Here is a 25,870-nt window from a genome sequence, read left to right as displayed (position 1 = left end):
GACAGCACGCCAAGCGTTGATTATCAGGATGAAAAGCCCCGTCAACACGGGTCTGACCAGCCTGACAAACGGGATAGGAGTGATGAGGGGCGTCAGCCGTTCATCGCGGCGGCGCCAGAATGAGTCAGTCCACCGTTAATCCAAGAAAATCGATCATCGGCGCAAAATAGTGCTCAAACCCTACAAACGCATGATTACCGCCGGACTCCACCGTCTGACGACAGGCCGTGTAGTAAGCGACGGCCTGGCGGTAATCCAGCACCTCATCCCCAGTCTGCAGCAGGCACCACAGTAAATCCGGAGACTCCAGCGGTTCGACCTGCATCACCTTGAGATCGTAAATGTGCCGTGACTCTAACACATATTGCTCGCCGGTGTAGGGGTTCTGCTGTTCACCCAGAAAATCGAGTAGCAATTCGTAAGGCCGTACCGCGGGGTTAACCACTACCGCAGGCAGGCGAAAACACTGTGACAGCCAGGTCGCGTAATAGCCACCCAGCGATGAACCAACCAGACCGAGCGGGCGTCCGGCACGATCCATGACCAGTTGTTCTATCATTTCCGCCGCTTGTGCCGGGTAAGGCGGCAATTGCGGCACCAGCATATCAATCTGGGGATGGTGCTGCGCCAGCCACTGCTGCAACGCCGTGGCTTTCGCCGACAACGGCGAACTATTGAAACCGTGAAGATAAAGCAGGGTGGGCATCAGTAACCTTCCGAATCCATATCTGGCAGAAATTCATTTCCTTCAAGGCGACAAACCCGGGTTTCCACTCCGCCATCCGGCAACAGCTCCAGATAGCGCCAGCCGGGCGCGACATTATCAATGGTAAAATTAGTGCAGTGCGGCTTGAATTGCACACAGGTCGACGGCGTAGCCAGCAGGCGGCGTCCGTTCCAGTCCAGATCCATTTCCTGATGGATATGACCGCATAATACGGTACGCACTCGCGGGAAACGGGACAACAAGGCATCCAGACTGTGGGCATTACGCAGGCTATGTTGGTCCAACCAGGTACAACCCGACGATAACGGATGATGATGCAACATCAATAATGTATAACGTTCAGGCTGGCTTTGCAGGCTGCGCTCCAGCCACTCCAGTTGGTATTCGCTCAGTTCGCCGTGTGGTACGCCAAATACCTGACTATCCAGCAAAATAACCTGCCAGTGCTCGCCCAGCAGCACATGCTTGGATGGCGCAATCCCGGAACGGGCCAGCACATCGACCATCGCGGGCTGAAAGTCATGGTTGCCGGGTAACCAGACGCAAGGTGCGCCAAGACGACGAATACCCGTGGCAAAATGCGTGTAGGCGTCCTGCGTATGGTCCTGCGCCAAATCTCCGGTAGCGGTAATCAGATCGACATTCATTTGCTGAGCTGCGATAGCATTCAGCACCGCCTGATAGCTGCGGTTAGTATTCACGCCGAGCAGGGTCCCCTGCTCGTCGGCAAAAAGGTGGGTATCTGTTATTTGTAAAATCCTGACTCTGGCCCCACTCGCCACAGGAAGTGTCAACAGGCTTTCCAAATAGTGTCCTTGGGTCTTTGCAATCTGCCTAACTAATCGATCCACACCCTTAAATAGCCCGGGTTTCAGCAAGGCGGCTCACGCCTTGCAATCTAAAGGTGGATATGTCTAACACACGGGAACCGACATTGAACCACACGCCAGGCAATATCTTAGCCAATCGGCAAGAAACTGATTAATCTGATGCTTTTCGTCACGTTGATGTAACTTCTTGTTCGGATAATCATAACGTGCCTTAAAGCGGAAGATCTGCTGACTGGAACACACTTCCGCAACCATCGCATCGTAGTAGAGCCGTACCGCCAGCGTCGGCAGGCTCCAGTAGCTGACCGACGGAGCAATCTGCTGGATCTCCACCAGCGCCGTATACCGGGTAGACTCCAGAATAGCTAAACGGTAACTGGCGTTATGGACCTGATACACCACCGCAGCACCCACTTCTTCATTGCGAGGCAGCAGACGGCGTAGCTGTGCGAAGTTCATTTCGCTAAGCCGCATCATTTCCGGGAAATCCGGGGTATAGCGCTTCATTGTCCGTCCACCCAGGCTTTTTTTAATGTCTCATGGTGCAATGCCAACCATTGCAAGGCAATGACAGAAGCAGCGTTATCAATAATCCCTTGTTCTACCCACTGGTAACTCTGTTCACGGCTGACGACATGCACGCGGATATCTTCGTTTTCTTCCGCCAAGCCGTGAATACCGCTGGCGACGCTGGCATCCACCTCGCCGACCCAAATCGCCAGACGCTCACTGGTGCCGCCGGGGCTTGCCAGATAACTGAGCGCCGGAATACAGCGCTGCACGACCAGCCCGGCTTCTTCCTCGGCTTCCCGGCGCGCGACCTCTTCCTGACTTTCACCGGGTTCGATCATGCCGGCTACCAGCTCGAACAACCACGGTGACGGGCTGGTGTCGTAAGCGGCGATGCGAATTTGTTCTATCAACACCACTTCGTCGCGTACCGGGTCATAAGGCAGCAACACAACGGCATGGCCGCGTTCCAGAATCTCCCGCCTCACTTCATCACTCATACCGCCATTAAACAGGCGATGGCGGAAGCGGTAGCGTTGCAGTGAAAAAAAACCCTTGTAGAGCGTTTCACGTGCAATAATTTCTACATCATCTTTGGCAAAAGTACCGGGATGTGTATCTGAGGACGCCATAAACTCAACTCCTGTGGACAACACGGCGGGGTCAGCCATTTTTGTGTGGCGAAAACGTGGACAGGCACTCACCGTTTTGTGCAATATTCATCGTGCAATCGTGCCAACCCGATACGGATAATCAGGTGCGGAAAGTCTACCAGCAAGGATGGGGCGTTCCAGGTCTTAGCGCAATGTCTTTGCGCCCCCTGAAACGGCAATCCTGCCGGGGCAGTCTCTGACACGCTGCCGGGCATTGTGCCCAAACCCAAACTGCTAAGTAAAATAGGCTTTTGGGATAACCGCAAGGAAAAGATGGCACATTCAGCCACCTAATTCGATTAGCCGATTCTGATAGAATCGGCAGGTATATCGTCTCCAGATGGCGCAACCAAAAAACTTTGCTGCACAACAAGGAATGCAAATGAAGAAACTGCTACCACTTCTCATCAGTCTGGGTCTGGTTGGCTTTAGTGCCGCAAGCCAGGCCGAAGACCTGTTACAGGTTTATCAGCAGGCTAAAACAACCAATCCGGATTTACGCAGCGCTGCCGCCAACCGAGACGCGGCTTTCGAGAAAATTAATGAAGCTCGTTCGTCCTTGCTGCCCCAGTTGGGTTTAGGCGCGGACTATACCTACAGCAGCGGATATCGCGACCGTAGAGACATCAATAGCAATGTGAGCAGCGGGTCGCTGCAGTTAACCCAGTCAATCTTTAATATGTCGCTGTGGCGTGCTCTGACACTGCAGGAAAAACAAGCCGGTATTCAGGATGTGAGCTACCAGACGTCCCAGCAAACCTTGCTGCTCAATACCGCGACCGCCTACTTCAACGTACTGCGCGCCATTGATTCTCTGTCTTACATTAGCGCCCAGAAACAGGCTATCTACCGCGAATTGGACCAGACCACTCAGCGTTTCAATGTTGGCCTGGTTGCCATCACCGACGTGCAAAACGCCCGCGCTCAATACGACAGCGTACTGGCGAGCGAAGTGACCGCACGCAACAATCTGGATAACGCGATGGAGACCCTGCGTCAGGTGACCGGGCAGTTCTACCCGCAACTGGCGGGACTGAATATCGATCGTTTCGCCCCGCAACAGCCTGGTGCCGTGAATGGCCTGCTGAAAGAAGCAGAAAACCGCAACCTCAGCTTGTTGTCTGCCCGCTTGAGCCAGGATCTGGCCCGCGAGCAGATTCGCTCTGCGGAAAGCGGCCACCTGCCTACACTTAATCTGACCGCGTCCACCGGCGTTACCAATACCAACTATTCCGGTTCTCATGCGGTTGGAAGTAGCTTCACCGACACCTATGTGGGACAAAATCAGGTTGGCCTGAGCTTCTCGTTGCCGATTTACAGCGGTGGCGGTACTTCATCCAAAGTGAAACAGGCGCAATACAGTTTTGTGGCATCCAGTGAAAGTATGGAAAGCGCACACCGCTCGGTCATCCAGACGCTGCGCTCTGCACATAACAATATTTCCGCCTCGATCAGTAGCGTCAACGCTTACAAACAGGCAGTGGTATCAGCGCAAAGCTCGTTGGATGCCATGGAAGCCGGTTATCAGGTGGGTACCCGTACCATCGTTGATGTGTTAAGTGCCACCAGTACCCTGTACAGTGCTAAACAACAGTTGTCCGGGGCGCGTTATGATTACCTGATCAACCAGTTGAACCTCAAGCAAGCGCTCGGTACGTTAAATGAAGACGACCTGCGTACACTGAACGCTATGTTGGGCAAACCGGTCTCCACCTCAGCGAGCGTCAGTGAAGACGTTCCGCCTGCGGTTTCCACACCGGTCGCCGCTAAAACTACCACCAAAGCCAGACCGTAATCACATCACCAGGGGAACCAGAACAGTTCCCCTGGTTTTGCTTCTTTGCAGCGCGCGCACTGTTGCTTACCCGCCGCTGATGCTTTACAAGCCATTCCCCCTTCTCCTATGCTTAAGCGCGTCTTATATCTGCATACTTATTATTAACATGATGGGCATGATGCCCTGTTTCTCTGGGATTAACCGATGAAAAGAACGTCAGACATTAACCACGCGCGTTTTCGTAAACGCTGGGGTTACCGTATTGCTCCAATCGCACTGGCCGTCAGCGCCACGTTTATTCTTTCTGGTTGCGAGAAAACCGACGAAACCGTTTCGCTCTACCAGAACGCGGATGATTGTTCACGCGCTAATCCGTCCATGAAGGACCAGTGCTCGACCACCTATAACAATGCGCTGAAAGAGGCGGAAAGAACCGCGCCCAAATTCGCGACCCGTGAAGAATGCGTGGCGGCGTTCGGCGAAAGCCAGTGCACTCAGTCAAGTATAGGGGGAACCACGACGGCCAGCGCAGCGCCACAGCAAAGCGGCAGTTTCTGGATGCCGCTCATGGCGGGATTCATGATGGGTAAGCTGATGGGCGGCAATAATTTTACTCAACAGCCAGTGTTCCGCCCGAATACCCCCAATAGCCCGGCCAACGGCAGCTATGTGGATGCCAGCGGTAAGAGTTACGGCTCCACCACCGGACGCACCATTACCGTTCCGAAAGACGCCATGACGCCCAAACCGACGTCCAGCATTACCACCACACGTGGCGGCTTTGGCGATACCGTGAACCGGCTCAACAACGCACCGGCGGCTAACATGACTGATAATCGGGATAAATCCAGCAGCACTGCTGGCAGTGCTGCTGGTACCGGTACGCGCTCAAGTAGCGGCAGTGAAACCCCAATTCGCCGCTCCTTCGGGGGATAAGGTCGCCAGCCATGAAACGTATTGCGATTAACGAACGCCCGAACTGGCGGGAAAAAGCGGCCGAATATGGTTTTCAGTTCCACACCCTGTATGGCGAGCCCTACTGGTGTGAAGATGCTTACTACCAGTTTACGCTGGCGCAAATTGAAGAGCTGGAAGAGACCACCGCCGAGCTAAACCAGATGTGTTTGCAGGTCGTCGATAAAGTGGTCAACAGCGAGGCACTGTTGACCAAATTTCGAATTCCCCGCCATACCTGGGACTTCGTGCGCAGTTCATGGCTATCGCGTCAGCCAGCGCTCTATGCGCGTCTCGATCTGGCTTACGACGGCAAAAGCCCCGCCCGGTTACTGGAAAACAATGCGGATACCCCAACGTCATTGTACGAATCCGCCTTCTTTCAGTGGATCTGGCTGGAAGATCAGATCCAAGCCGGTCTGCTGCCGTCGCACGCGGACCAGTACAATAGCTTGCAGGAAAAGCTAATCGAACGTTTTGAATACCTGCGTACCCACCACGGGTTCGGCGCACTGTATTTCACCTGTTGCCGGGATACAGAGGAAGATCGGGGAACGGTGCAGTATTTGCAGGATTGTGCACAGGAAGCGGGGATCCCGAATCAATTCCTGTATATCGATGAGATCGGTTTAGGGGATCGTGGGCAATTTACCGATTTGCAGGACAACACCATCAGTAACCTGTTCAAACTCTATCCGTGGGAGTTCATGCTACGCGAAACCTTCTCCACCAAACTGGCGGACGCGGGAGTACGCTGGCTGGAACCGGGCTGGAAAAGCGTGCTTTCCAACAAGGCGCTGTTGCCGATGTTATGGCACATGTTTCCTAACCATCCCAACCTGCTGCCGGCCTATTTCACCGAAGACAATCCACCGGCTATGAATGACTACGTGGTCAAGCCGCTGTTTTCGCGCGAAGGTGCTAACATCCAGATTTACCGGCAGGGTCAGCAAGTCGCTGCCGTAGATGGCCCCTATGGCGAAGAAGGCTCTATCGTGCAGCAATTCCACCCACTACCGCGATTTAATGATAGCTATACGCTTATCGGCAGTTGGCTGGTGGGCGATATCCCTTGCGGCATCGGGCTACGGGAAGACAGGGAACTGATCACTCAGGATTTATCCCGCTTCTATCCGCATATCATTCTGGATTAACGCCAGAGCGCTGCTGCACAACCACAGGTATCGCGCTGACACGCGATACCTGTTTTCGGCCGGTGACTCACCCTACCTGCACGGACATCATGCTGAGCGACCCCATCACAATGCCGTCCGTCGGTGTCGATATCGGCTCCTGACTATTCCAACTGCCCAGAACATACAGCAATGGCAGAAAATGATCCGGCGTCGGGTTAGATAGCGCGGCGTCATTGTGTTGCATGAAATTCACCAGTGGGTGTTCCGCGCCATCCCCCTGCCAGCTCAGGTTACTGCGAACAAAATCGTTAAACGAGGTAGCCCAGCTATAAGGAGAACCGTCACCGCTCCACTTGATCATCCGCAGGTTGTGCACCACGTTGCCGCTGGCGACGATCATAATGCCTTCATCCCGCAACGCAGCCAGTTTACGGCCCAACTCATAGTGGTAAGCAGGCGGCTTAGTACCATCGACGCTGAGCTGTACAACCGGGATATCCGCTTGCGGATACACCTTAATCAGTACCCCCCAGGTGCCATGGTCCAAACCCCACTCCTGATGATCCGCGTAGACCTCAACGGGCGACAGGACTTCTTGTACCCGTTTCGCCACATCAGGGGCTCCAGGAGCAGGGTAGCGGGTATCGAACAATGCCTGCGGGAAGCCACCGAAATCATGAATCGTTCGCGGCTGACTCATCGCCGTTACCGCCGTCACGCGGGTATACCAGTGTGCAGATACCGCTACTATTGCCTTCGGGCGTGGCAGGGTTTCGCCCAGTTTACGCCAGGCCCGTGTGTATTCATTGTCTTCCAGCGCATTCATCGGGCTCCCGTGGCCCAGAAACAGTGCCGGCATCCGGGAAATGCTCATAACGATATCCTTAGTAACAGTGTGGGTAGCGAGTACCGATAGTGACTACTTTACCCCTCCTGTTTCGTCGATACAGTCGGATAACCATGATGATGATTGTCAATAAATTTGACGATTTAGCCGTATCACCGGAGAAAGACATAAAAAAACCCCGCCGATTGGCGGGGTTCTGAAAGAGTGAAGTTGACCGATAAGCCGGGTTCTGTCGTGGACAGTCATTCATCTAGGCCAGAGCTCGCGCGCTGGCTCAAGCAGCCTACCCGGGTTCAGTACGGGCCGTACCATGTGAACCCCTATTTGGCCTTGCTCCGGGTGGAGTTTACCGTGCCACGGACTGTTACCAGCCGCGCGGTGCGCTCTTACCGCACCCTTTCACCCTTACCTGATCCCGCTTGCGCGGGCCATCGGCGGTTTGCTCTCTGTTGCACTGGTCGTGGGTTTCCCCCCCAGGCGTTACCTGGCACCCTGCCCTATGGAGCCCGGACTTTCCTCCCCTCCGCCCGTCTCCCCCTGACGGAGGACGACGACGAAGCGGCGACTGTCTGGTCAACTTCGGCGCGGATAATAGGACAAATTGTCCTACTTGTCATCTTCCGATGCACCGTCACCGTTTTCTTGTTCCAACCCATAACGGTAAAGTGCGTTCTTTTTCACGCCATGAATCTCTGCCGCCAGCGCCGCCGCTTTTTTCAGCGGCAATTCTGCCCGCAACAATTGCAGGGTGTGCAACACCACCGCGGGCAACGCGTCTTCATCTGGCTGATGCCCTTCCACAATCAATACCATCTCGCCTTTACGGCGGTTCTCGTCTTCCTGTACCCAGGCCAGCAACTCCCCCACCGGCGCGCCGTACAGCGATTCCCAGGTTTTGGTCAGTTCCCGTGCCAGCACCACGTAGCGATCCGCCCCCCACACCTCAACCATATCCTGCAAGCTATCCAGCAGCCGGTGGGTTGATTCGTAGAAAATCAGCGTACGCGTCTCTTCCTGCAAATCACGCAATGTGTCTTTACGCGCTTTGGTTTTTGCCGGCAGGAACCCTTCATAACAAAAACGGTCCGATGGCAAACCAGCGGCAGACAGCGCCGTGATCGCCGCACACGGCCCCGGCAACGGCACGACACGCACGCCAGCCTCACGGCATCGCCGAACCAGGTGGTAACCGGGATCGTTAATCAACGGTGTACCCGCATCCGACACCAGTGCGATACTCATGCCTTGCTGCAGTCTGTCCAGCAATTGTTCTGCCTTTTGCTGCTCATTGTGGTCATGGAGTGCGAACAAGCGCGCATTAATGGCGAAATGTTGTAACAATAAACCAGTATGCCGGGTATCTTCTGCTGCAATAAGATCAACCTGTTGCAGTACCGTCAACGCTCGCTGCGTGATATCCGCCAGATTGCCGATAGGCGTGGGAACAATGTACAGCGTGGAGGCGGAAATCTGAGCTTGTTGGTCTTGATTCATTGTTTCATCCGGTTTGCCGATTTAATATTGAGCATCGTTAAAACATCACTGGATACAGTATGCTTCCGTTAAATTCTGTCCGTACCCATGCAGGTCGTCTGGTTCCTGTCATGCTGGCGGCTCTGTTTCTCGCTGGCTGTCCCAGCCAGGCCCCACAAGGCACCGCGCCCCAACAACGCGTGGAGAGCAAAGCCGGCGCATCTTCCGACTACTACCTGCAGCAGATGCAGCAAAGTGGTGATGATAGCAAGGCTGACTGGCAATTACTTGCGATTCATGCCCTGATTCAGGAAGGCAAACTCCCGCAAGCGGGCAACCAGTTAAGCGCATTGCCGTCGCAGTTAAGCGACAAACAGCGCCAGGAGCAACGTCTGCTGACAGCTGAACTGGCCGTCGCGCAGAACGACATGAACGCGGCGAACACCACGCTGGCACAGCTGGACGTGAAATCGCTCTCTCCTCAACTGCAGGAACGCTACTACCAGACACAAATCAACGCCGCTCAGGGGCACTCGTCTCTGACGCTGATCCGTGCCTATATCGGACTGGAACCGCTGCTACAAGGGGATGCGCATCAGCGCAATATAGACCAGACCTGGACGGCATTGACCCAGTTGACCCAGCAGGATCTCGGTTCGATGGTCATCAACGTCGACGAATATACCCTGCAAGGCTGGTTGGATCTGCTGAATCTCTGGCAGACCAAAGCACAGGTCCCGGCTGATCTGCAAGCTGCCATCGCAGACTGGAAGAAACGTTATCCACGCCACCCGGCGGCTAAACAATTGCCGTCACAGTTAGGCGGTACCCCGCCAGCGGCAGCAACAGCGCCTGCCGGCGAAACCGCCCCTGCGGGCAGTAACGCTATCGCGCTGCTGCTGCCGTTAAACGGGCAGGCACAGGTCTTCGCGAATGCGATTCAGCAAGGTTTTAGCGCGGCCAGAAGTGGGCAGGCGTCGCTGGCGATGCCTGCACAACCCGCCCAGATAGCGCAAGCGGCGAATACCGCCACTGCAGCAGCTCCCGGAGCGTCAGCCACCCCGACCCCCAATAGCACGATGCCGTCTACCCCAGCAACCTCTGCGCCAGCACCTGCTGCTACCGCCACGGCAACCGCTATGCCGATGGCAACGACGGCGTCAGCCAGCACGATTCCAGTGAAAGTCTATGACACCTCTAATCAGCCGCTGGCCAACGTGATAGCCCAGGCGCAAAAAGACGGCGCGACGACTATCGTGGGGCCGCTGCTTAAAAACGAAGTGGAACAGTTACCGAGACTCAACCCATCACTGAATGTGCTAGCGCTTAACCAGCCGGAGCAGGTCCAGCCGAATCCCAACATCTGCTATTTTGCGCTGTCACCAGAAGACGAAGCGGCCGACGCCGCCGAGTTCATCCACAAACAGGGTAAGCAACACCCGCTGATTCTGGCACCGCGTGGTAATCTGGGTGACAGGGTGGTGGCCGCCTTCGCTAAATCCTGGCAACAGCAGTCAGGCGGCGTGGTCTTGCAACAACGCACCGGCGGCGTGTATGACCTGAAACAGGCGATCAATAGCGGCGCTGGCCTTGCGCTCAATGGACAACCGGTGATAACCGCCACATCGGCGCCGTCATCGTCTACCACCGTTGGCGGTCTGACTATCCCGAATCAGGCACCGCCAATCGCTAACGTCACCAGCGATGGCAACGTGGATGCGGTGTATATCATCGCCACGCCTGATGAGCTCACCCTGATCAAGCCGATGATCGACATGCGCAACAAAGGCGCGCTGCACCCGGCGCTCTACGCCAGTTCACGCAGCTATCAGGCAGGTCTGGGGCCAGACTTCCGGTTTGAAATGGAAGGGTTGCAGTTTAGCGATATTCCGTTGCTGACCGGAGCCAGCCCGGCATTGATGCAACAAGTCAGCACACAGTTCCGTAACGACTATTCTCTGGTACGGCTGTTCGCGATGGGGATGGATGCCTGGAAACTGGCCAGCAATTTTGCACAGTTGCACCAGCCGGGAAGTTCGATTTCCGGTGCGACCGGTATACTGAGTACCACGCCGGACTGTGTCGTCAAACGTAAACTCACCTGGCTGCAGTTCCGTCAGGGACAACTGGTGCCCGCCTCCTGAATCGGCGTAACACCGGCGATCGCTACGAACAATTAGCCCGACGCCACCTCGAACGCGCCGGGCTGATTTTTGTCGCCGCCAACGTGACGGTACGCGGTGGTGAACTGGATTTGATCATGCGCGATGGCAACTGCTGGGTATTTGTCGAGGTGCGTTACCGCCGTAACAGCGATTTTGGCGGTGCAGCGGCCAGTATCACCCGGCAAAAACAGCGATCGTTGCTGCACGCCGCGTCAGTCTGGCTGGCCCGTCAGGGTGCCAGTCTCGACGCCACCGATTGCCGCTTTGATGTTCTGGCAATAACCGGCTCGCAGGTGGAATGGTTGCCGAATGCGTTTGGGCAACCGGATTAACACCTTGAATATTCGACACACGATGTATGAATGTTCAACACACCACGATTTTCAACTTCAAAACAGGTTAACAGAACGTGCTGGAGAGAATTAAAGTCTGTTTCACGGAAAGCATCCAAACCCAGATTGCTGCGGCAGAAGCACTGCCGGACGCCATTTCGCGCGCAGCGCTGGCCATGGTGCAATCACTGCTCAATGGCAACAAAATCCTGTGCTGTGGTAACGGTACCTCTGCCGCCAACGCACAGCATTTTGCCGCCAGTATGATTAATCGTTTTGAAACTGAACGACCCAGTCTGCCTGCGATCGCACTTAATGCCGATAACGTGGTCTTAACCGCTATCGCCAACGATCGCTTGCATGAAGAGGTCTATGCCAAGCAGGTGCGGGCGCTGGGTCAGGCTGGCGATATCTTGCTGGCGATATCTACGCGCGGTAATAGCCGCGATATCGTCAAAGCGGTAGAAGCCGCCGTTACGCGTGACATGACTATTGTAGCGCTGACCGGCTACGATGGTGGTGAGCTGGCGGGTTTACTGGGGCAGCAGGATGTGGAAATTCGCATCCCGTCGCACCGTAGCGCCCGTATTCAGGAAATGCATATGCTAACGGTCAATTGTTTGTGCGATTTGATTGATAACACGCTTTTTCCACACCAGAACGATTAAGGAGCACCCCATGAGGATCTACCCTTGTATTGCCCTGCTGTCTGCTTGTCTGATGCTGCAAGGCTGTATTGGTGCTGTCGCGATTGGTAGCGCGGCGGTTGCAACCAAATCCGCGACCGACCCCCGGACTGTCGGCACCCAGGTCGACGATGGAACGCTGGAAGTCAGGGTATCTAACGCGCTGAGTAAGGATGCACAATTAGGCAAAGAAGCGCGAGTCTCTGTCACCGCTTATCAGGGCAAGGTTCTGTTGACCGGCCAGGCCCCTAATACAGAGCTGGCAAGCAGGGCGAAACAGATAGCGATGGGCGTGGAAGGCACCACCGAAGTGTATAACGAAATTCGCAAAGGCACGCCGATTTCACTGGGTACCGCCTCCATGGATACCTGGATAACCACCAAAGTGCGCTCTCAGCTGCTGACCAGCGACCTGGTGAAATCCTCCAATGTGAAGGTCACCACCGAAAATGGCGAAGTCTTTTTGCTGGGTATGGTGACCCGCCGCGAAGCAACGTCAGCCGCCCAGATAGCCAGCAAGGTCGGTGGCGTCAAACATGTAACGACCGCATTCAGCTATCTCGACTAACCCCAACGCTTTACATGGCGGCCACGTACTGGCCGCCATAACCATTCGATATAAAACCCTCACGGTAAACACCGGTGCAATAGCCTGCCGACAGCACGTTCTTGCTTACTTTCTTACTTAATGATGACGTCGTTGCCTGTTCCCCCAAAGGGTGGCGTCAACAACAACCAGATACTTCGCCGGGCATCCACACTGGCTGGGGCGTCATTTTTCCCCTGCGCTTCCCCAGTCAGCAACGACGTAAACCCGGCCTGTTGGATAACAGCCCGATAACGGGGAGCGCCGATAGCCTGTTCGGACTGCAGCATCAGTGGAATTAACAGACTACCGTCGCGACGTTCACGCCCTATCGCCTTATAAGGCCAGGGTCTGGACGCATCCAGATAAGGGGCAACGAAATCGAGCGCCGACAACAGGCTTTCCCCTTGAGGTGTCTGATACCGCCACAGATTCTCGCCATACCTCTCGGCGAGGGTCTCCATCCAACTGACAGCCTGCAAATTGAAAACGCTATAATGGAACGACCGGGTTCTCGCCAGCTCCTCTGGTTGCGCTCCACCAGCCGCCAGTTGATGGTCGAGTTTCTGGCGCTGCAATGCCACCATGGCCTTTACCGTTTCCGTCTGTCCCAGATAGGCCGCAATACCCGCCACCTGCACCGCATACCAGCTACCGTGATTATTCTTCGCTGCCGCTTCCCGCTTACCGTTATGGCTTGTCAGCAACCAGTGCAGGTACTCCGTCATCCACTGACGCATCTGCTTGTCGTCATTGGCAGTCCACCCCGGTGCCTGCTGCACGATAGCCAACGCATCAACAATGCGAGTTGCGAAAAAACGCCCATCCAGGACACCCGCGCCCCGGCCTTCATTCCTGCCCGGAATGACTTGTGCGTAATTCAGGTTGGGGTTCATCCGTGTTTCAGGCGTGATAAACCAGGTACGAATCATGGAAATGGCTTTATTGGCATATTCAGGTCGTTCCGAGAAGTACCAAGCCAGCGCTAGCACATGTACCCTATCGGTAAACGCCGCCAGACGGACAGCATCGGTCTGTTCACCCTTGGTCGAGGGATTCACCCTACCGTCATGTCGCACCCAAGGTAAGCCGTCCTTTTGCTGTAGAGAGGGCCACCAGTATGCCGCCAGACTCAGATAGTCGTGACGGTTTCCCCCCGGCAGTATTGAAAGTTTTTGAGTAACCGTCAGGTCAGGTTTTTTCATAGCGCTGTCTGCAGCCCGCAGCAATTGCTGATAAGCGAGTTGCCGCTGTGCAGGTACAGCCTGATTACGCAATTGCTGTTTTACCTGAGCAAGACTATCCGCATGCAAAAATACATAAGCAGAATTGTCTGTTTTGACAGAAGCCGCGTCGGCAGACACCATCAGTCCACCCAGTAACAGCGATATCAAAAAAGCCATGCCATACCGCATCTTCTATCTCCATTCAGGCTGTTATAATTTCCGAACAGGCCCCTGAAAACGGAAACGGCCTGAGAAAAACACCTGCCGGTTAATCAGGTTTGTTAATAGAGTCTATTCGCTTCCAGAAAATGCTCTCCGCCTATCTGGCTCATCTGACGCAAGATCCATTGCTGACGTCGAATGACATAACCGGTGGGTTTATTGACGCGATAACGGATAGGATTCGGCAACACTGCCGCCAACAATGCCGCTTCTGACGCCGTCAACCGGCTCGCCGGTTTATTAAAAAATTGCCGCGAGGCCGCTTCAATACCAAAAATTCCAGGCCCGAACTCAGCAATATTCAGGTAAACCGTCAGGATACGACGCTTAGTCCACACCAGCTCAACCGCAACCGTCAAACCAGCTTCAAGACCTTTACGCAACCAACTGCGACCATCCCATAACAAGAGATTTTTTACTGTCTGCTGCGACAGCGTCGATGCGCCGCGAATACGGTTTTCATACTGCTCGTTATGTTTGAGTGCCGCCGAAATCGCATCGAAATCGAACCCCCAATGTTGGGGAAATTTCTGATCTTCTGCGGCAATCACGGCCAGAGGCGCGACAGCGGCAATGTCATCCATCGATACCCAATCAGAATGGGCCACATAGCTGAAATCACCACTCAACCAGGCGCTAAGTTGCCTGTCGGCCATCACGGCGGAAAAAGGGACCGGCAGAAACGCAAACAGCAGGATTGCCGCCAGCCATATGCCGACGACACCCAGTAAGATACGCCACACCCAGCGACGTATCGAAACAGCCATGCGTGCCAATCCCCCTTTCTCTGGACGCCTGCCTTGCCTCATTCAGCCAGTTCCAAAACACGCGCCACCAGTTTCTCAATTCCGCTGGCCGCTTCGCTAATCGAGTTAGCCAGCATATAGGCCGGTGTCGTCACAACCTTATGTGCAACGTCAACAACAATGTCATCCACCGGGCATTCAACATGTACACCACCCATCGTTTCTATCGCCTGAGCGGTTCCCATATCGTTACCAATTGTAAGCCGCACAGAGGTATCGAGTAGTTTTGGTAACATGGCAGGTGCGATGCAAATGAAACCGATTGGTTTATTTTTCTTATGAATTTCACGTGTCAGTATTTTCAGTTCTTTATCAATCTCGCAGTCCGTCCCTCGGGTGGCAAAATCACTCAAATTTTTTGCTGCACCGAATCCACCAGGCACAATCAGCGCATCAAGCTGTTGGGGATCGGCACTGGATAATGGCTGGATTTTTCCGCGTGCAATACGCGCCGACTCCGCTAAAACATTGCGTTTCTCACCAGTCACCTCACCGTTCAAGTGATTAATAACATGCAGCTGTTCTTTATCCGGCGCAAAGCAGACAGCTTCGGCCCCGGCGCGATCGATTGCAAGCAGAGTCAAGACAACTTCGTGAATTTCTGAACCATCATAAACACCACACCCACAGAGTACGACGCCCACTTTTTTCATCAATTAACCCTCATTTCATTACATCAACTAATTGATTTTTTGATTGACAAACACTAATCTACATCACACATTTTAATGATTCTTGTAACAAACAGCGCCATATTTGCTATGGTGTGTGTTGCCAGATGATGGGATTTCAAAAACGCTTGCGTACCAATGACATCTGAGAGCGAACGCAGGTGTACCACTTTCCCTGGTGTTGGCTCATAATTCGCGCACCCCGGCTTCGGTCGGGGTCATTTTTTTTCAGCCTCCGAAACCCAGTCTTTCAATACCTGCACATCCTGCTGCCAGTCGTGTTTCAACTCGTCAACCCACTCCTGTACGTTGTCCCACCATGCCGGTAATGTCGTGGTCTGAATCTGTTGCGCAACCTGTTGCAGATGTTTAAGCCCTACCGAACCAGCCGCCCCTTTGATTTTATGCCCTTCTTCGGCGATGCCTTTCTGGTCACGGGCAGTCATGTTGGAGTCCAGAATCGCCAGATAACCGGGCATCATCTGTTCAAACATGGCCAGGCTCTGGTGAATCAGTTTCGGTCCCACCAGCGTCAGGTACTGCTCCAGCATCGGCGCATCCAGAATACGATCATGCAACGACCCGGTATCCACCGCCGCGGCTTCCTGTTCCGGTTGCGCATGATGATCCCAGTATTGCTGAATAACGGCTGTCAGCGCCGGCACCGCCAGCGGCTTGCTCAGTACGTCGTCCATGCCAGCATCCAGATACTCTTTTTTATCCTTGAGTACGTTCGCCGTCAGCGCGACCAGCGGCGGCATCGACTGCCCGGCATAGCGCTCACGCAGACGACGTGCCACATCAAGCCCGGTCATGTCCGGCAACTGGATATCCAGCAGCACCAAATCAAACTCATCGGGATCAAACATGTCGAGCGCGGCCTGTCCGGTCATCGCCACATCGACGCTGCTACCCAATTTTTCCAATACCGAACGCGCCACGACAACGTTCAGCTCGATATCTTCCACCAACAACACATGCAACGCGGGCAGCGGCAGTTCATTCTGCTCATCGTCACCGGGTTCATCACTCTCGCCCACTGGCGCGGTTACCGTCAGCGTAAAGCAGGAACCTTTACCCAACTCACTGGTGACGTGGATATCGCCGCCCATGCTCTGCGCCAGGCGCTTAGAAACCGCCAGCCCGATACCGGTACCGGTAGCCGGTTTGCCGCCATGTTGGTCTTTGACCTGGTAGTACATGGAGAAGATTTTCTCGAGCTCGTCGGCCGGGATCCCCATACCGGAATCCTCCACCTCAAAGCGCAGGCGATTGCCTTGTTCGTGCCAGACCCGGACCACCACACGACCTTCTCGCGTGAATTTCACCGCGTTGCTAAGCAGATTCCACAGGATCTGACGTAGCCGGGTGCCGTCAGTAATGATGGTCTTCGGCAACGGCTGGTGGAGTTCCATCTCAAGTTGCAGACCTTTCGGCTGGGCCAGCAATCCACCGAGGTTTTCCAGATCCACCACGAAACCGACAAAATCCACCGGCTGATTATCCAGTTGGACCTTACGTCGCTCCTGCTTATCCATTTCGATGATGTCGTTGAAGATATTGCCAAGCGTAATGGCGCTGACGTGGATGGTTTTCAGGTATTTCTGCTGCTCAGCATCTAAATGGGTATCAAGCAGGATACGACTCAGACCGACAATGCCGTTAAGCGGCGTACGAAGCTCGTGGCTGATTGTAGAGATGAAGGTGGTCTTTTCCCTGCTGGCGTTCTCCAACGCGTCCTGGTAGCGCTTACGCTCGGTAATATCGCGACCAAACCCCATGAGCCCATGCCGTTTTCCCATTCGGTCGTAAAACGGCACCTTGCGCAGTTCAAAACAGGCTTTGCGCCCATCCGGATAAACCAGCCACTGTTCATAGGTCAATGAAACGTTGTGACGAAACACCTTCTCATCCGTTTCCATGACTTTTTCAGCAATATCGGGGGGGTAAACATCTTTCGGCGTCAGGCCAATCAGCTGCTTCTGGCTTTTGCCGAGCAGCAGTTCCATCGCCCGGTTACAGCCGGAAAACTCTTTATTTTCATTGCGGTAGTAGACCAGGTCCGGCGAGGCATCAAGAAAGGAGCGCAGCAACGCCGATTGCTGTTCCAGTTCAACCTGTGCCTGCTCACGACGCGCCATTTCTTCGCGCAACTTGGAAACCATCAGCAATCGGGCTTCTTCCGCCTTGATACGATCGCTAATCTCCTGATTGAGCTGGCTGATGTTACCCTGTAGCTGTTCGTTCAGTTCCTGATCGCGCTGGCGCATTTCTTCCAGTTTGGCCACCAGCCGGGACAGGCGCTGGCGAGACTCTTCAAGCTGCTCGACCACCACCGACAAAAAATAAACCGCCCAGGGCGTGATCAATAAACCAAAGAAAATAGAACGCACTACGTCGATATTTTCCACCTTGCCGGTGAGCAACAGCGTCACCGCCATTTGTACCACCAGCGCCAGCAAAACCAGCGCCGAGGCCAGTAGCAGGGAAAACCGGACTAACCCCAATTTGACCATTAAATCAACGTAATACTGCGCCAACAGCCTGATTTGCCTCATAACAGTGTTCCTTAGTCGTCAACACGCAAATCATACCGTAAAAAAATCATGTGCGTGGTAAATGAGCGGTCGATTTGCGAGCCGCCACGAAGATGAGAGTGTCGGGTAATGAGAATATTGGTAATACGTGTATCGAATTTAGAGTGTCGAATAATGAAACGGCTGCCCCAACGCGGAACCTTGCGTCCCATGCTGTTGCAGGTAATCGTGAATGCCGACCATGCCTGTCCAACGGTTTTCACACCACAGTGGCGCCAGCAGCGTCGGACGTCGGGCACTGGCAGAAATACGGTGGTAAACAATATCGGGCGGGGTGTGACGAATCATCTCACTGGCAATCGACACATAGTGCTCCAACGACAGTGCCGCCAGTCGGCCCGCTTGCCAGGCTTTCGCCATCACGCTGCCGGTCACAATATGCAGCGGATGCAATTTAATCCCCTCGACACCGGCTTCAACAACGCGCTGCAACGTCGACAGACAATGTTCATCGCGCTCACCGGGCAAGCCGACAATCAGGTGGCTGCATACTTTCAGCCCTCTGGCACGAGCTCGCTGCACCGTCTGTTGGTAGCAGGCGAAATCATGCCCGCGATTGATACGCCGTAGTGTCCGATCATGGGCGCTTTGCAATCCCAGCTCCAGCCAGACTTCATACCCTTGCTCATGGTAGTCAGCCAGCAAGTCCAGCACTGTGTCCGGTACACAATCCGGTCGTGTGCCGACGCATAACCCCACAATGTCAGCCTGCGCCAGCGCCTGCCGGTACATGGACGCCAGTACCTGCACTTCGGCGTAAGTGCTGGTATACGCCTGAAAATAGGCCAGATAGCGGCTTGCACGGTTGACCTTGCCAGCCTGTGCCGCTAATTGTTCAGCGATACTGCGCTGTTGCATCTGTTCATCCGCAAATGACGCCACATTGCAGAAAGTACAACCTCCCCGCCCCAGCGTACCGTCGCGGTTTGGGCAGCTAAATCCCCCGTGCAACGTCAGTTTATGGATTTTTTCTCCATAACGACGCTGAAGATCCCCACCAAACATATTGATTAATTTTTGCAATTGCATATTCTGATTCTTCATTTCACAAAAAATCAGCCTACCTTTCTCGCCCGTTAACGGCGATGACCCCGATCAATACGCCCCAGTTTATGCAGCTGCATGTTTATTCGTTTTTAATGAAAATAAAATCACATTATTCCTGATTAATTTTTCTTATCCGCGAGGTTCATTCCATTAAAAGATGACCGTAAAATGAAAAACAGTGTCATAAAGTAAAAAAAACGCGTGAAACAGAATAAGATGCCACAAAGTCAGATTATCTCAGCATGCAGCCATAAAAACCCGCTACTAGCATAGTGATACAGCTCACAGTTCAACCTATCCCCTGCTCCTGCCAACATCTTCTTTTTATTAGTTAAATCCTTTTATTTCATAAACATAAGCAAACATTATCCCTAAAGTGCCTGCTCGCCATGGGTATTTGACCTGAACAGGGTTTCTCGCTAATTTGGGAATCCGCTGGAAGATTTCCTGACGAGTGAACGTCTCGTCATATTTATGCAGTAAGAAGAAGACTCCCTCATCAAGCAAGTCACATCACTTGTGATACCTTACGAGAGGCCAGATAAAAGAGAGCGGCGCACACCACTGATGCCTTATTGGCGCAGTGAAGGGGTCGCTCGCGGTTAGCCTGCGGTTAACGCGTAATTTACGCAGCCGATTCTGGCAGTGAGGTTGTCGATTGAGGACGTCATACAGAGCCTGGGGAGGTTCACTGAGATATGTTGTACGATGCATCCCATGAAAGAGACAACTGTGGTTTCGGATTGATCGCCCATATAGAAGGTGAACCGAGCCATAAAGTCGTGCGCACGGCGATTCACGCCCTGGCACGCATGCAGCACCGTGGTGCGATTCTTGCCGATGGCAAGACCGGCGACGGATGCGGTTTATTACTCCAGAAACCCGATCGTTTCTTCCGTCTGGTTGCCGAAGAGCACGGCTGGCGGTTAGCTAACAATTACGCGGTCGGTATGTTGTTCCTCAGCCGGGATGAAGAGAAAGCCCGTGCCACACGTCGGATTGTAGAAGAAGAACTGCAGAACGAGACCTTATCCGTACTGGGCTGGCGCGAAGTCCCGACCAATCCGGACGTGCTGGGTGAAATCGCCCTGTCTTCCCTGCCGTGCATCGAACAGATTTTTGTTAACGCCCCGGCCGGCTGGCGTCCACGAGATATGGAGCGCCGCCTGTTTATGGCGCGTCGTCGCATAGAGAAACGTGTTCAGGATAAAGACTTTTACGTTTGCAGCCTGTCCAACCTGGTGAACATCTATAAAGGTCTGTGCATGCCCACAGACTTGCCACGGTTTTATCTCGATCTGGCAGACTTGCGTATGGAATCAGCGATCTGTCTGTTCCATCAGCGCTTCTCCACCAACACGGTGCCACGCTGGCGTCTGGCTCAGCCATTCCGCTATCTGGCGCACAACGGTGAAATCAACACCATCACCGGTAACCGCCAGTGGGCTCGCGCTCGTGCCTACAAATTTAAAACCCCGCTGATCCCTGACCTGTTGGATGCCGCACCGTTCGTTGACGAAAGCGGTTCAGACTCCATGTCGCTGGATAACATGTTGGAACTGTTCCTCGCCGGTGGGATGGACATCGTACGTGCGATGCGTCTGCTGGTGCCACCCGCCTGGCAGAACAACCCGAACATGGATCCGGAGCTGCGTGCTTTCTTCGACTTTAACTCCATGCATATGGAGCCGTGGGACGGCCCGGCGGGTCTGGTGCTGTCTGATGGACGTTACGCAGCCTGTAACCTTGACCGTAACGGCCTGCGCCCGGCGCGCTATGTCATCACCAAAGATAAGCTGATCACCTGTGCTTCCGAAGTGGGTATCTGGGATTACCAGCCTGACGAGGTGGTGGAAAAAGGCCGCGTCGGCCCGGGTGAACTGATGGTCATCGATACCCGTACCGGCCGTATTCTGCATTCAACCGAAACCGACGACGACCTGAAAAGCCGCCATCCCTACAAAGAGTGGATGGAGAAAAACGTTAAGCGTCTGGTGCCGTTCGAAGAACTGCCAGACGATCAGGTCGGTAGCCGGGAACTGGACAATGCGCTGCTGGAAACCTACCAGAAGCAGTTTGGTTACAGCTTTGAAGAGCTGGACCAGATAATTCGCGTACTGGGCGAAAACGGCCAGGAAGCAACCGGCTCAATGGGGGATGACACCCCGTTCGCCGTGCTGTCGAGCCGCCCGCGCATCATTTACGATTATTTCCGCCAGCAGTTTGCGCAGGTGACCAACCCGCCGATCGACCCGCTGCGCGAATCGCACGTGATGTCGCTCGCCACCTGTATTGGTCGCGAAATGAACGTATTCTGCGAAGCGGAAGGACAGGCGCACCGCCTGAGCTTCAAATCACCGATCCTGCTCTACTCCGATTTCATTCAATTGATCAATCAGGATCCCGAGCACTATCGCGCCGAGAAGCTCGATATCACTTTCGATCCCAAGCAGCGTTCGTTGCAGGAGACCGTGGAAAAACTGTGTGATGAAGCGGAATACAAAGTCCGTGCCGGTGCGGTATTGCTGGTGCTGACCGACCGCGGTATCGCACAAGACCGTCTGCCGGTGCCTGCACCGATGGCAGTGGGCGCGATTCAGGCTCGCCTGGTGGAAAAAAGCCTGCGCTGCGATGCCAACATCATCGTTGAAACCGGCAGCGCCCGCGATCCGCACCACTTTGCCGTATTGCTCGGCTTCGGTGCGACGGCAATTTACCCGTATCTGGCCTATGAAACGCTGGCAGGTCTGGTTGATAACCACACCATCGACAAACCGTACCGTACCGTGATGCAGAACTACCGTAACGGCATCAACAAAGGTCTGTACAAGATCATGTCCAAGATGGGGATCTCCACGATCGCCTCTTACCGCTGTTCGAAGCTGTTCGAAGCGGTGGGTCTGCATCAGGATGTGTCGTCCCGTTGCTTCCAGGGCGTAGTGAGCCGTATTGGCGGCGCCAGTTTCAGCGATTTTGAGCAGGATCTGCAAAACCTGTCCAAACGCGCCTGGCTCAAGCGTCAGAAACTCGATCAGGGTGGTCTGCTCAAGTTCGTCTATGGCGGTGAATACCACGCCTACAACCCTGATGTGGTGAAAACACTGCAAACTGCGGTTCACAGCGGCAACTATCAGGATTACCAGCAGTACGCCAAACTGGTTAACGAGCGTCCGGCATCGATGCTGCGTGACCTGCTGGCGGTGCAACCTCAGGCAGGCGCGGCTATTCCGCTGGAACAGGTTGAGCCGGACTCAGAGCTGTTCAAACGCTTTGACACCGCCGCCATGTCTATCGGCGCCCTGAGCCCCGAAGCGCATGAATCGCTGGCAGAAGCCATGAACAGTCTCGGCGGCTTTTCCAACTCCGGTGAAGGCGGCGAAGACCCGGCGCGCTACGGTACCAATAAAGTGTCCCGTATCAAGCAGGTGGCTTCCGGTCGCTTTGGTGTGACACCAGCCTATCTGGTCAATGCCGACGTCATTCAGATCAAAGTGGCACAAGGCGCTAAACCGGGTGAAGGCGGTCAGTTACCGGGCGATAAAGTTACCCCGTATATCGCACGTCTGCGTTATTCCGTGCCGGGTGTAACCCTGATTTCGCCACCGCCACACCATGATATTTATTCTATCGAAGATCTGGCGCAGTTGATTTTCGACCTGAAACAGGTCAACCCGAAGGCGATGATTTCAGTCAAGCTGGTATCAGAACCGGGCGTCGGTACCATCGCGACCGGCGTGGCTAAAGCCTATGCTGACCTTATCACCATCGCTGGCTATGACGGTGGTACCGGCGCCAGCCCGCTGACGTCGGTGAAATACGCCGGTTGTCCGTGGGAGCTGGGTCTGGTAGAAACCCAGCAGGCGCTGGTGGCCAACGGCCTGCGTCATAAGATTCGCCTGCAGGTGGACGGTGGTCTGAAAACCGGTCTGGATATCGTGAAAGCAGCGATTCTGGGTGCTGAGAGCTTCGGCTTCGGTACTGGCCCGATGGTGGCGCTGGGTTGTAAATACCTGCGTATCTGTCACCTGAACAACTGCGCGACCGGCGTGGCGACTCAGGATGACAAACTGCGCCGCGACCACTATCACGGCCTGCCGGAACGTGTCGTTAACTACTTCACTTTCATCGCCCGCGAAACCCGCGAGCTGATGGCGGAGCTGGGCGTGAGCCGTCTGGTAGATCTGATCGGCCGTACCGATTTGCTGGTCGAGCTGGATGGCATCACCGCCAAGCAGAACAAACTGGATCTGTCGCCGTTGCTGCACACCGTTGCACCGCAACCCGGCAAAGCGCTGTATTGCACTGAAGGCAACCCGTCGTTTGACAAGGGGCTGTTGAACAAAGAGCTGATCGCTCAGGCTCAGGCGCATGTCGATGCCAGACAAAGCAAAGCGCTCTACTTCGACATCCGCAATACTGACCGCTCCGTCGGGGCCACCTTGTCCGGCATGATCGCGGAAAAACATGGTGATCAAGGTCTGGCGAGCGACCCGATCAAAGTCCATTTCACCGGTACCGCAGGCCAGAGCTTCGGCGTCTGGAACGCAGGCGGTGTTGAGTTGGCCCTGACCGGCGATGCTAACGACTATGTGGGTAAAGGTATGGCAGGCGGCGTTATCTCCGTGCGTCCGCCAGTGGGTTCCGCCTTCCGCAGTCACGAAGCCAGCATCATCGGTAACACCTGTCTGTACGGCGCAACCGGCGGCAAACTGTTCGCTGCCGGCCGTGCTGGCGAGCGCTTCGCCGTGCGTAACTCCGGTGCCATCACCGTGGTGGAAGGTATCGGTGATAACGGCTGCGAATACATGACCGGTGGTATCGTCTGCATCCTCGGTCGTACCGGCGTCAACTTTGGCGCAGGCATGACCGGCGGCTTCGCCTACGTCCTCGACGAAGACGGCGAATTCCGTAAGCGCGTTAACCCTGAGCTGGTTGAAGTGCTGGATGTGGAAAACCTGGCGATTCACGAAGAACACCTGCGTGGGCTGATTACCGAGCACGTCCAGCACACAGGTTCGCAGCGTGGTGAGGAAATTCTTGCCAACTGGCCGACCTGGGCTTCGAAATTTTCGTTGGTCAAACCGAAGTCAAGTGATGTGAAAGCGTTGTTGGGTCATCGTAGTCGTTCCGCAGCCGAGCTGCGGGTACAGGCGCAGTAAGAGGTCATCATGAGTCAGAATGTTTATCAGTTTATCGACTTACAGCGCGTTGATCCGCCCAAGAAACCGCTGAAGATTCGTAAAATCGAGTTTGTTGAAATTTACGAGCCATTCTCGGAAAGTCAGTCCAAAGCCCAGGCAGATCGCTGCCTGGCTTGCGGCAACCCCTATTGCGAATGGAAATGCCCGGTTCATAACTACATCCCTAACTGGCTGAAGCTGGCTAATGAGGGACGGATTATCGAAGCCGCTGAGCTGTCTCACCAGACGAACAGCCTGCCGGAAGTATGCGGCCGCGTCTGCCCACAGGATCGCCTGTGTGAAGGCTCTTGCACACTGAATGACGAATTCGGCGCCGTCACTATCGGTAACATCGAGCGCTACATCAACGATAAAGCCATCGAAATGGGCTGGCGTCCGGATGTCTCGTCAGTCGAGCCAACCGGCAAGCGTGTGGCGATTATCGGTGCCGGTCCTGCCGGGCTGGCTTGTGCCGACGTTCTGATCCGTAACGGCGTGAAAGCGGTGGTCTATGACCGCCACCCGGAAATCGGCGGCCTGCTGACCTTCGGTATCCCGGCATTCAAGCTGGAAAAAGAGGTGATGACCAAGCGCCGCGAAATCTTCACGGAGATGGGCATCGACTTTCACCTGAATACGGAAGTCGGCAAAGACGTTCAGTTGAGCGACTTGCTGGCAGAATATGACGCCGTGTTCCTGGGTGTCGGAACCTATCAGTCAATGAGCGGCGGACTGGAAAACGAAGGCGCGCCGGGCGTATACGATGCTCTGCCGTTCCTGATTGCCAATACCAAGAACCTGATGGGCTTCGAAACCAGCGAGCAGGAACCGTATATCTCGATGCAGGGCAAACGTGTCGTCGTCCTGGGTGGCGGCGATACGGCGATGGACTGCGTGCGGACCTCGATTCGCCAGGGAGCAACGCATGTCACTTGTGCCTACCGTCGTGATGAAGAAAACATGCCGGGCTCCAAGCGCGAAGTGAAAAATGCGCGCGAAGAAGGCGTAGAGTTCCGCTTCAACCTCCAGCCGCTCAGTATTGAAATCAACGGTGCCGGTAAAGTGTGCGGTGTACGCATGATCCGTACCGAGCTGGGTGCACCGGATGCTAACGGCCGTCGTCGTCCTGAACCGGTTGAGGGTTCCGAGCATGTGCTGGAAGCCGATGCGGTTATCATGGCGTTTGGTTTCCGTCCGCATAAAATGGCGTGGCTGGCGGATCATGGCGTGGAGCTAGATGCTCAGGGTCGTATCATCGCCCCGGAACAGAGCAACAGTGCTTTCCAGACGTCAAACCCGAAAATCTTCGCCGGTGGCGATGCGGTACGGGGTTCAGATCTGGTGGTGACCGCGATAGCCGAAGGCCGTAAAGCGGCTGACGGCATCATGAACTATCTGGAAGTGTAATGACTTTCTGACACATAAAAGGCGGCTACGGCCGCCTT

At 54.7% G+C, this 25,870-nt stretch carries 20 protein-coding genes and 1 other RNA gene; 9 read left to right on the top strand and 12 right to left on the bottom strand.

Annotation, left to right across the window (positions count from 1 at the left end; genetic code table 11):
- Nucleotides 1-124: 124 nt before the first annotated feature.
- From yqiA to nudF, 4 genes are all read right to left on the bottom strand, one after another.
- Complete coding sequence (gene yqiA / locus DD586_RS01690) at nt 125-706, bottom strand: esterase YqiA (RefSeq protein ID WP_012883076.1); 582 nt, start codon at nt 704-706, stop codon at nt 125-127.
- On the bottom strand, nt 706-1,533 hold the full coding sequence (gene cpdA, locus DD586_RS01685; protein ID WP_012883075.1) for a 3',5'-cyclic-AMP phosphodiesterase: 828 nt from the start codon (nt 1,531-1,533) through the stop codon (nt 706-708). The genes yqiA and cpdA overlap by 1 nt, the downstream gene beginning before the upstream one ends.
- A 108-nt stretch (nt 1,534-1,641) precedes the next feature.
- Nucleotides 1,642-2,064, bottom strand: coding sequence for a DUF1249 family protein (locus DD586_RS01680; RefSeq protein ID WP_012883074.1), 423 nt, complete (start codon nt 2,062-2,064; stop codon nt 1,642-1,644).
- Nucleotides 2,061-2,699 (bottom strand): ADP-ribose diphosphatase, encoded by a 639-nt coding sequence (gene nudF / locus DD586_RS01675; protein WP_012883073.1) that lies wholly within the window; start codon nt 2,697-2,699, stop codon nt 2,061-2,063. The genes DD586_RS01680 and nudF overlap by 4 nt, the downstream gene beginning before the upstream one ends.
- A gap of 403 nt (nt 2,700-3,102) precedes the next feature.
- Here nudF and tolC point away from each other — a divergent pair, with 403 nt between their 5' ends.
- From tolC to DD586_RS01660, 3 genes are all read left to right on the top strand, one after another.
- A complete protein-coding gene (tolC, locus tag DD586_RS01670) occupies nt 3,103-4,515 on the top strand; it encodes an outer membrane channel protein TolC (protein WP_012883072.1) in 1,413 nt (470 codons plus the stop codon).
- Between the two features lie 186 nt (nt 4,516-4,701).
- Complete coding sequence (locus DD586_RS01665) at nt 4,702-5,433, top strand: DUF1190 family protein (RefSeq protein WP_012883071.1); 732 nt, start codon at nt 4,702-4,704, stop codon at nt 5,431-5,433.
- Between the two features lie 11 nt (nt 5,434-5,444).
- Nucleotides 5,445-6,605, top strand: a complete 1,161-nt coding sequence (locus DD586_RS01660; protein WP_012883070.1) for a glutathionylspermidine synthase family protein — start codon at nt 5,445-5,447, stop codon at nt 6,603-6,605.
- 67 nt (nt 6,606-6,672) lie between these two features.
- Here DD586_RS01660 and ygiD read toward each other — a convergent pair whose 3' ends face one another.
- The 3 genes from ygiD to rsmI form a co-directional block, all read right to left on the bottom strand.
- Nucleotides 6,673-7,461, bottom strand: coding sequence for a 4,5-DOPA-extradiol-dioxygenase (gene ygiD, locus DD586_RS01655; protein WP_012883069.1), 789 nt, complete (start codon nt 7,459-7,461; stop codon nt 6,673-6,675).
- A 175-nt stretch (nt 7,462-7,636) separates the two neighbouring features.
- An RNA gene (gene rnpB, locus DD586_RS21120) (RNase P RNA component class A) lies at nt 7,637-8,015 on the bottom strand.
- 25 nt (nt 8,016-8,040) lie between these two features.
- A complete protein-coding gene (rsmI, locus tag DD586_RS01650) occupies nt 8,041-8,928 on the bottom strand; it encodes a 16S rRNA (cytidine(1402)-2'-O)-methyltransferase (RefSeq protein WP_012883068.1) in 888 nt (295 codons plus the stop codon).
- Nucleotides 8,929-8,987: 59 nt separating this feature from the next.
- Between rsmI and DD586_RS01645 the strand changes: the two genes are divergently transcribed.
- From DD586_RS01645 to dolP, 4 genes are all read left to right on the top strand, one after another.
- Nucleotides 8,988-11,051: a penicillin-binding protein activator gene (locus DD586_RS01645; protein ID WP_012883067.1), complete on the top strand. Its 2,064-nt coding sequence runs from the start codon at nt 8,988-8,990 to the stop codon at nt 11,049-11,051.
- Entirely contained in the window at nt 11,048-11,404 is a 357-nt protein-coding gene (locus tag DD586_RS01640) for a YraN family protein (RefSeq protein WP_012883066.1), read from the top strand. The genes DD586_RS01645 and DD586_RS01640 overlap by 4 nt, the downstream gene beginning before the upstream one ends.
- Before the next feature lie 77 nt (nt 11,405-11,481).
- Nucleotides 11,482-12,072 (top strand): DnaA initiator-associating protein DiaA, encoded by a 591-nt coding sequence (gene diaA, locus DD586_RS01635; RefSeq protein WP_012883065.1) that lies wholly within the window; start codon nt 11,482-11,484, stop codon nt 12,070-12,072.
- A gap of 10 nt (nt 12,073-12,082) precedes the next feature.
- Nucleotides 12,083-12,658 (top strand): division/outer membrane stress-associated lipid-binding lipoprotein, encoded by a 576-nt coding sequence (gene dolP, locus DD586_RS01630; protein ID WP_012883064.1) that lies wholly within the window; start codon nt 12,083-12,085, stop codon nt 12,656-12,658.
- A gap of 113 nt (nt 12,659-12,771) precedes the next feature.
- Here the strand turns inward: dolP and DD586_RS01625 are convergent, their stop codons facing one another.
- From DD586_RS01625 to DD586_RS01605, 5 genes are all read right to left on the bottom strand, one after another.
- Nucleotides 12,772-14,091 (bottom strand): alginate lyase family protein, encoded by a 1,320-nt coding sequence (locus tag DD586_RS01625; RefSeq protein ID WP_012883063.1) that lies wholly within the window; start codon nt 14,089-14,091, stop codon nt 12,772-12,774.
- Nucleotides 14,092-14,183: 92 nt separating this feature from the next.
- The gene (gene mtgA, locus DD586_RS01620; protein WP_407635424.1) at nt 14,184-14,891 is read right to left on the bottom strand and encodes a monofunctional biosynthetic peptidoglycan transglycosylase; all 708 of its coding nucleotides are present in this window, start codon (nt 14,889-14,891) and stop codon (nt 14,184-14,186) included.
- Nucleotides 14,892-14,929: 38 nt separating this feature from the next.
- Nucleotides 14,930-15,583, bottom strand: coding sequence for an isoprenoid biosynthesis glyoxalase ElbB (gene elbB / locus DD586_RS01615; RefSeq protein ID WP_012883061.1), 654 nt, complete (start codon nt 15,581-15,583; stop codon nt 14,930-14,932).
- 236 nt (nt 15,584-15,819) lie between these two features.
- Nucleotides 15,820-18,159, bottom strand: a complete 2,340-nt coding sequence (gene arcB, locus DD586_RS01610) for an aerobic respiration two-component sensor histidine kinase ArcB (protein ID WP_012883060.1) — start codon at nt 18,157-18,159, stop codon at nt 15,820-15,822.
- A gap of 138 nt (nt 18,160-18,297) precedes the next feature.
- Nucleotides 18,298-19,227, bottom strand: a complete 930-nt coding sequence (locus tag DD586_RS01605; RefSeq protein ID WP_041164728.1) for a TIGR01212 family radical SAM protein — start codon at nt 19,225-19,227, stop codon at nt 18,298-18,300.
- 716 nt (nt 19,228-19,943) lie between these two features.
- On the opposite strand from DD586_RS01605, the gene gltB reads away from it, so the two are divergent.
- Nucleotides 19,944-24,404, top strand: coding sequence for a glutamate synthase large subunit (gene gltB, locus DD586_RS01600; protein ID WP_012883058.1), 4,461 nt, complete (start codon nt 19,944-19,946; stop codon nt 24,402-24,404).
- Nucleotides 24,405-24,413: 9 nt separating this feature from the next.
- Complete coding sequence (locus DD586_RS01595; protein WP_012883057.1) at nt 24,414-25,832, top strand: glutamate synthase small subunit; 1,419 nt, start codon at nt 24,414-24,416, stop codon at nt 25,830-25,832.
- Nucleotides 25,833-25,870: the final 38 nt, after the last annotated feature.

This window comes from Dickeya parazeae Ech586, from assembly GCF_000025065.1.
Classification (GTDB): domain Bacteria; phylum Pseudomonadota; class Gammaproteobacteria; order Enterobacterales; family Enterobacteriaceae; genus Dickeya; species Dickeya zeae.
The sequence above is the reverse complement of the archived record's forward strand: the minus strand, read 5'-3'. Positions and strand labels throughout refer to the sequence as shown.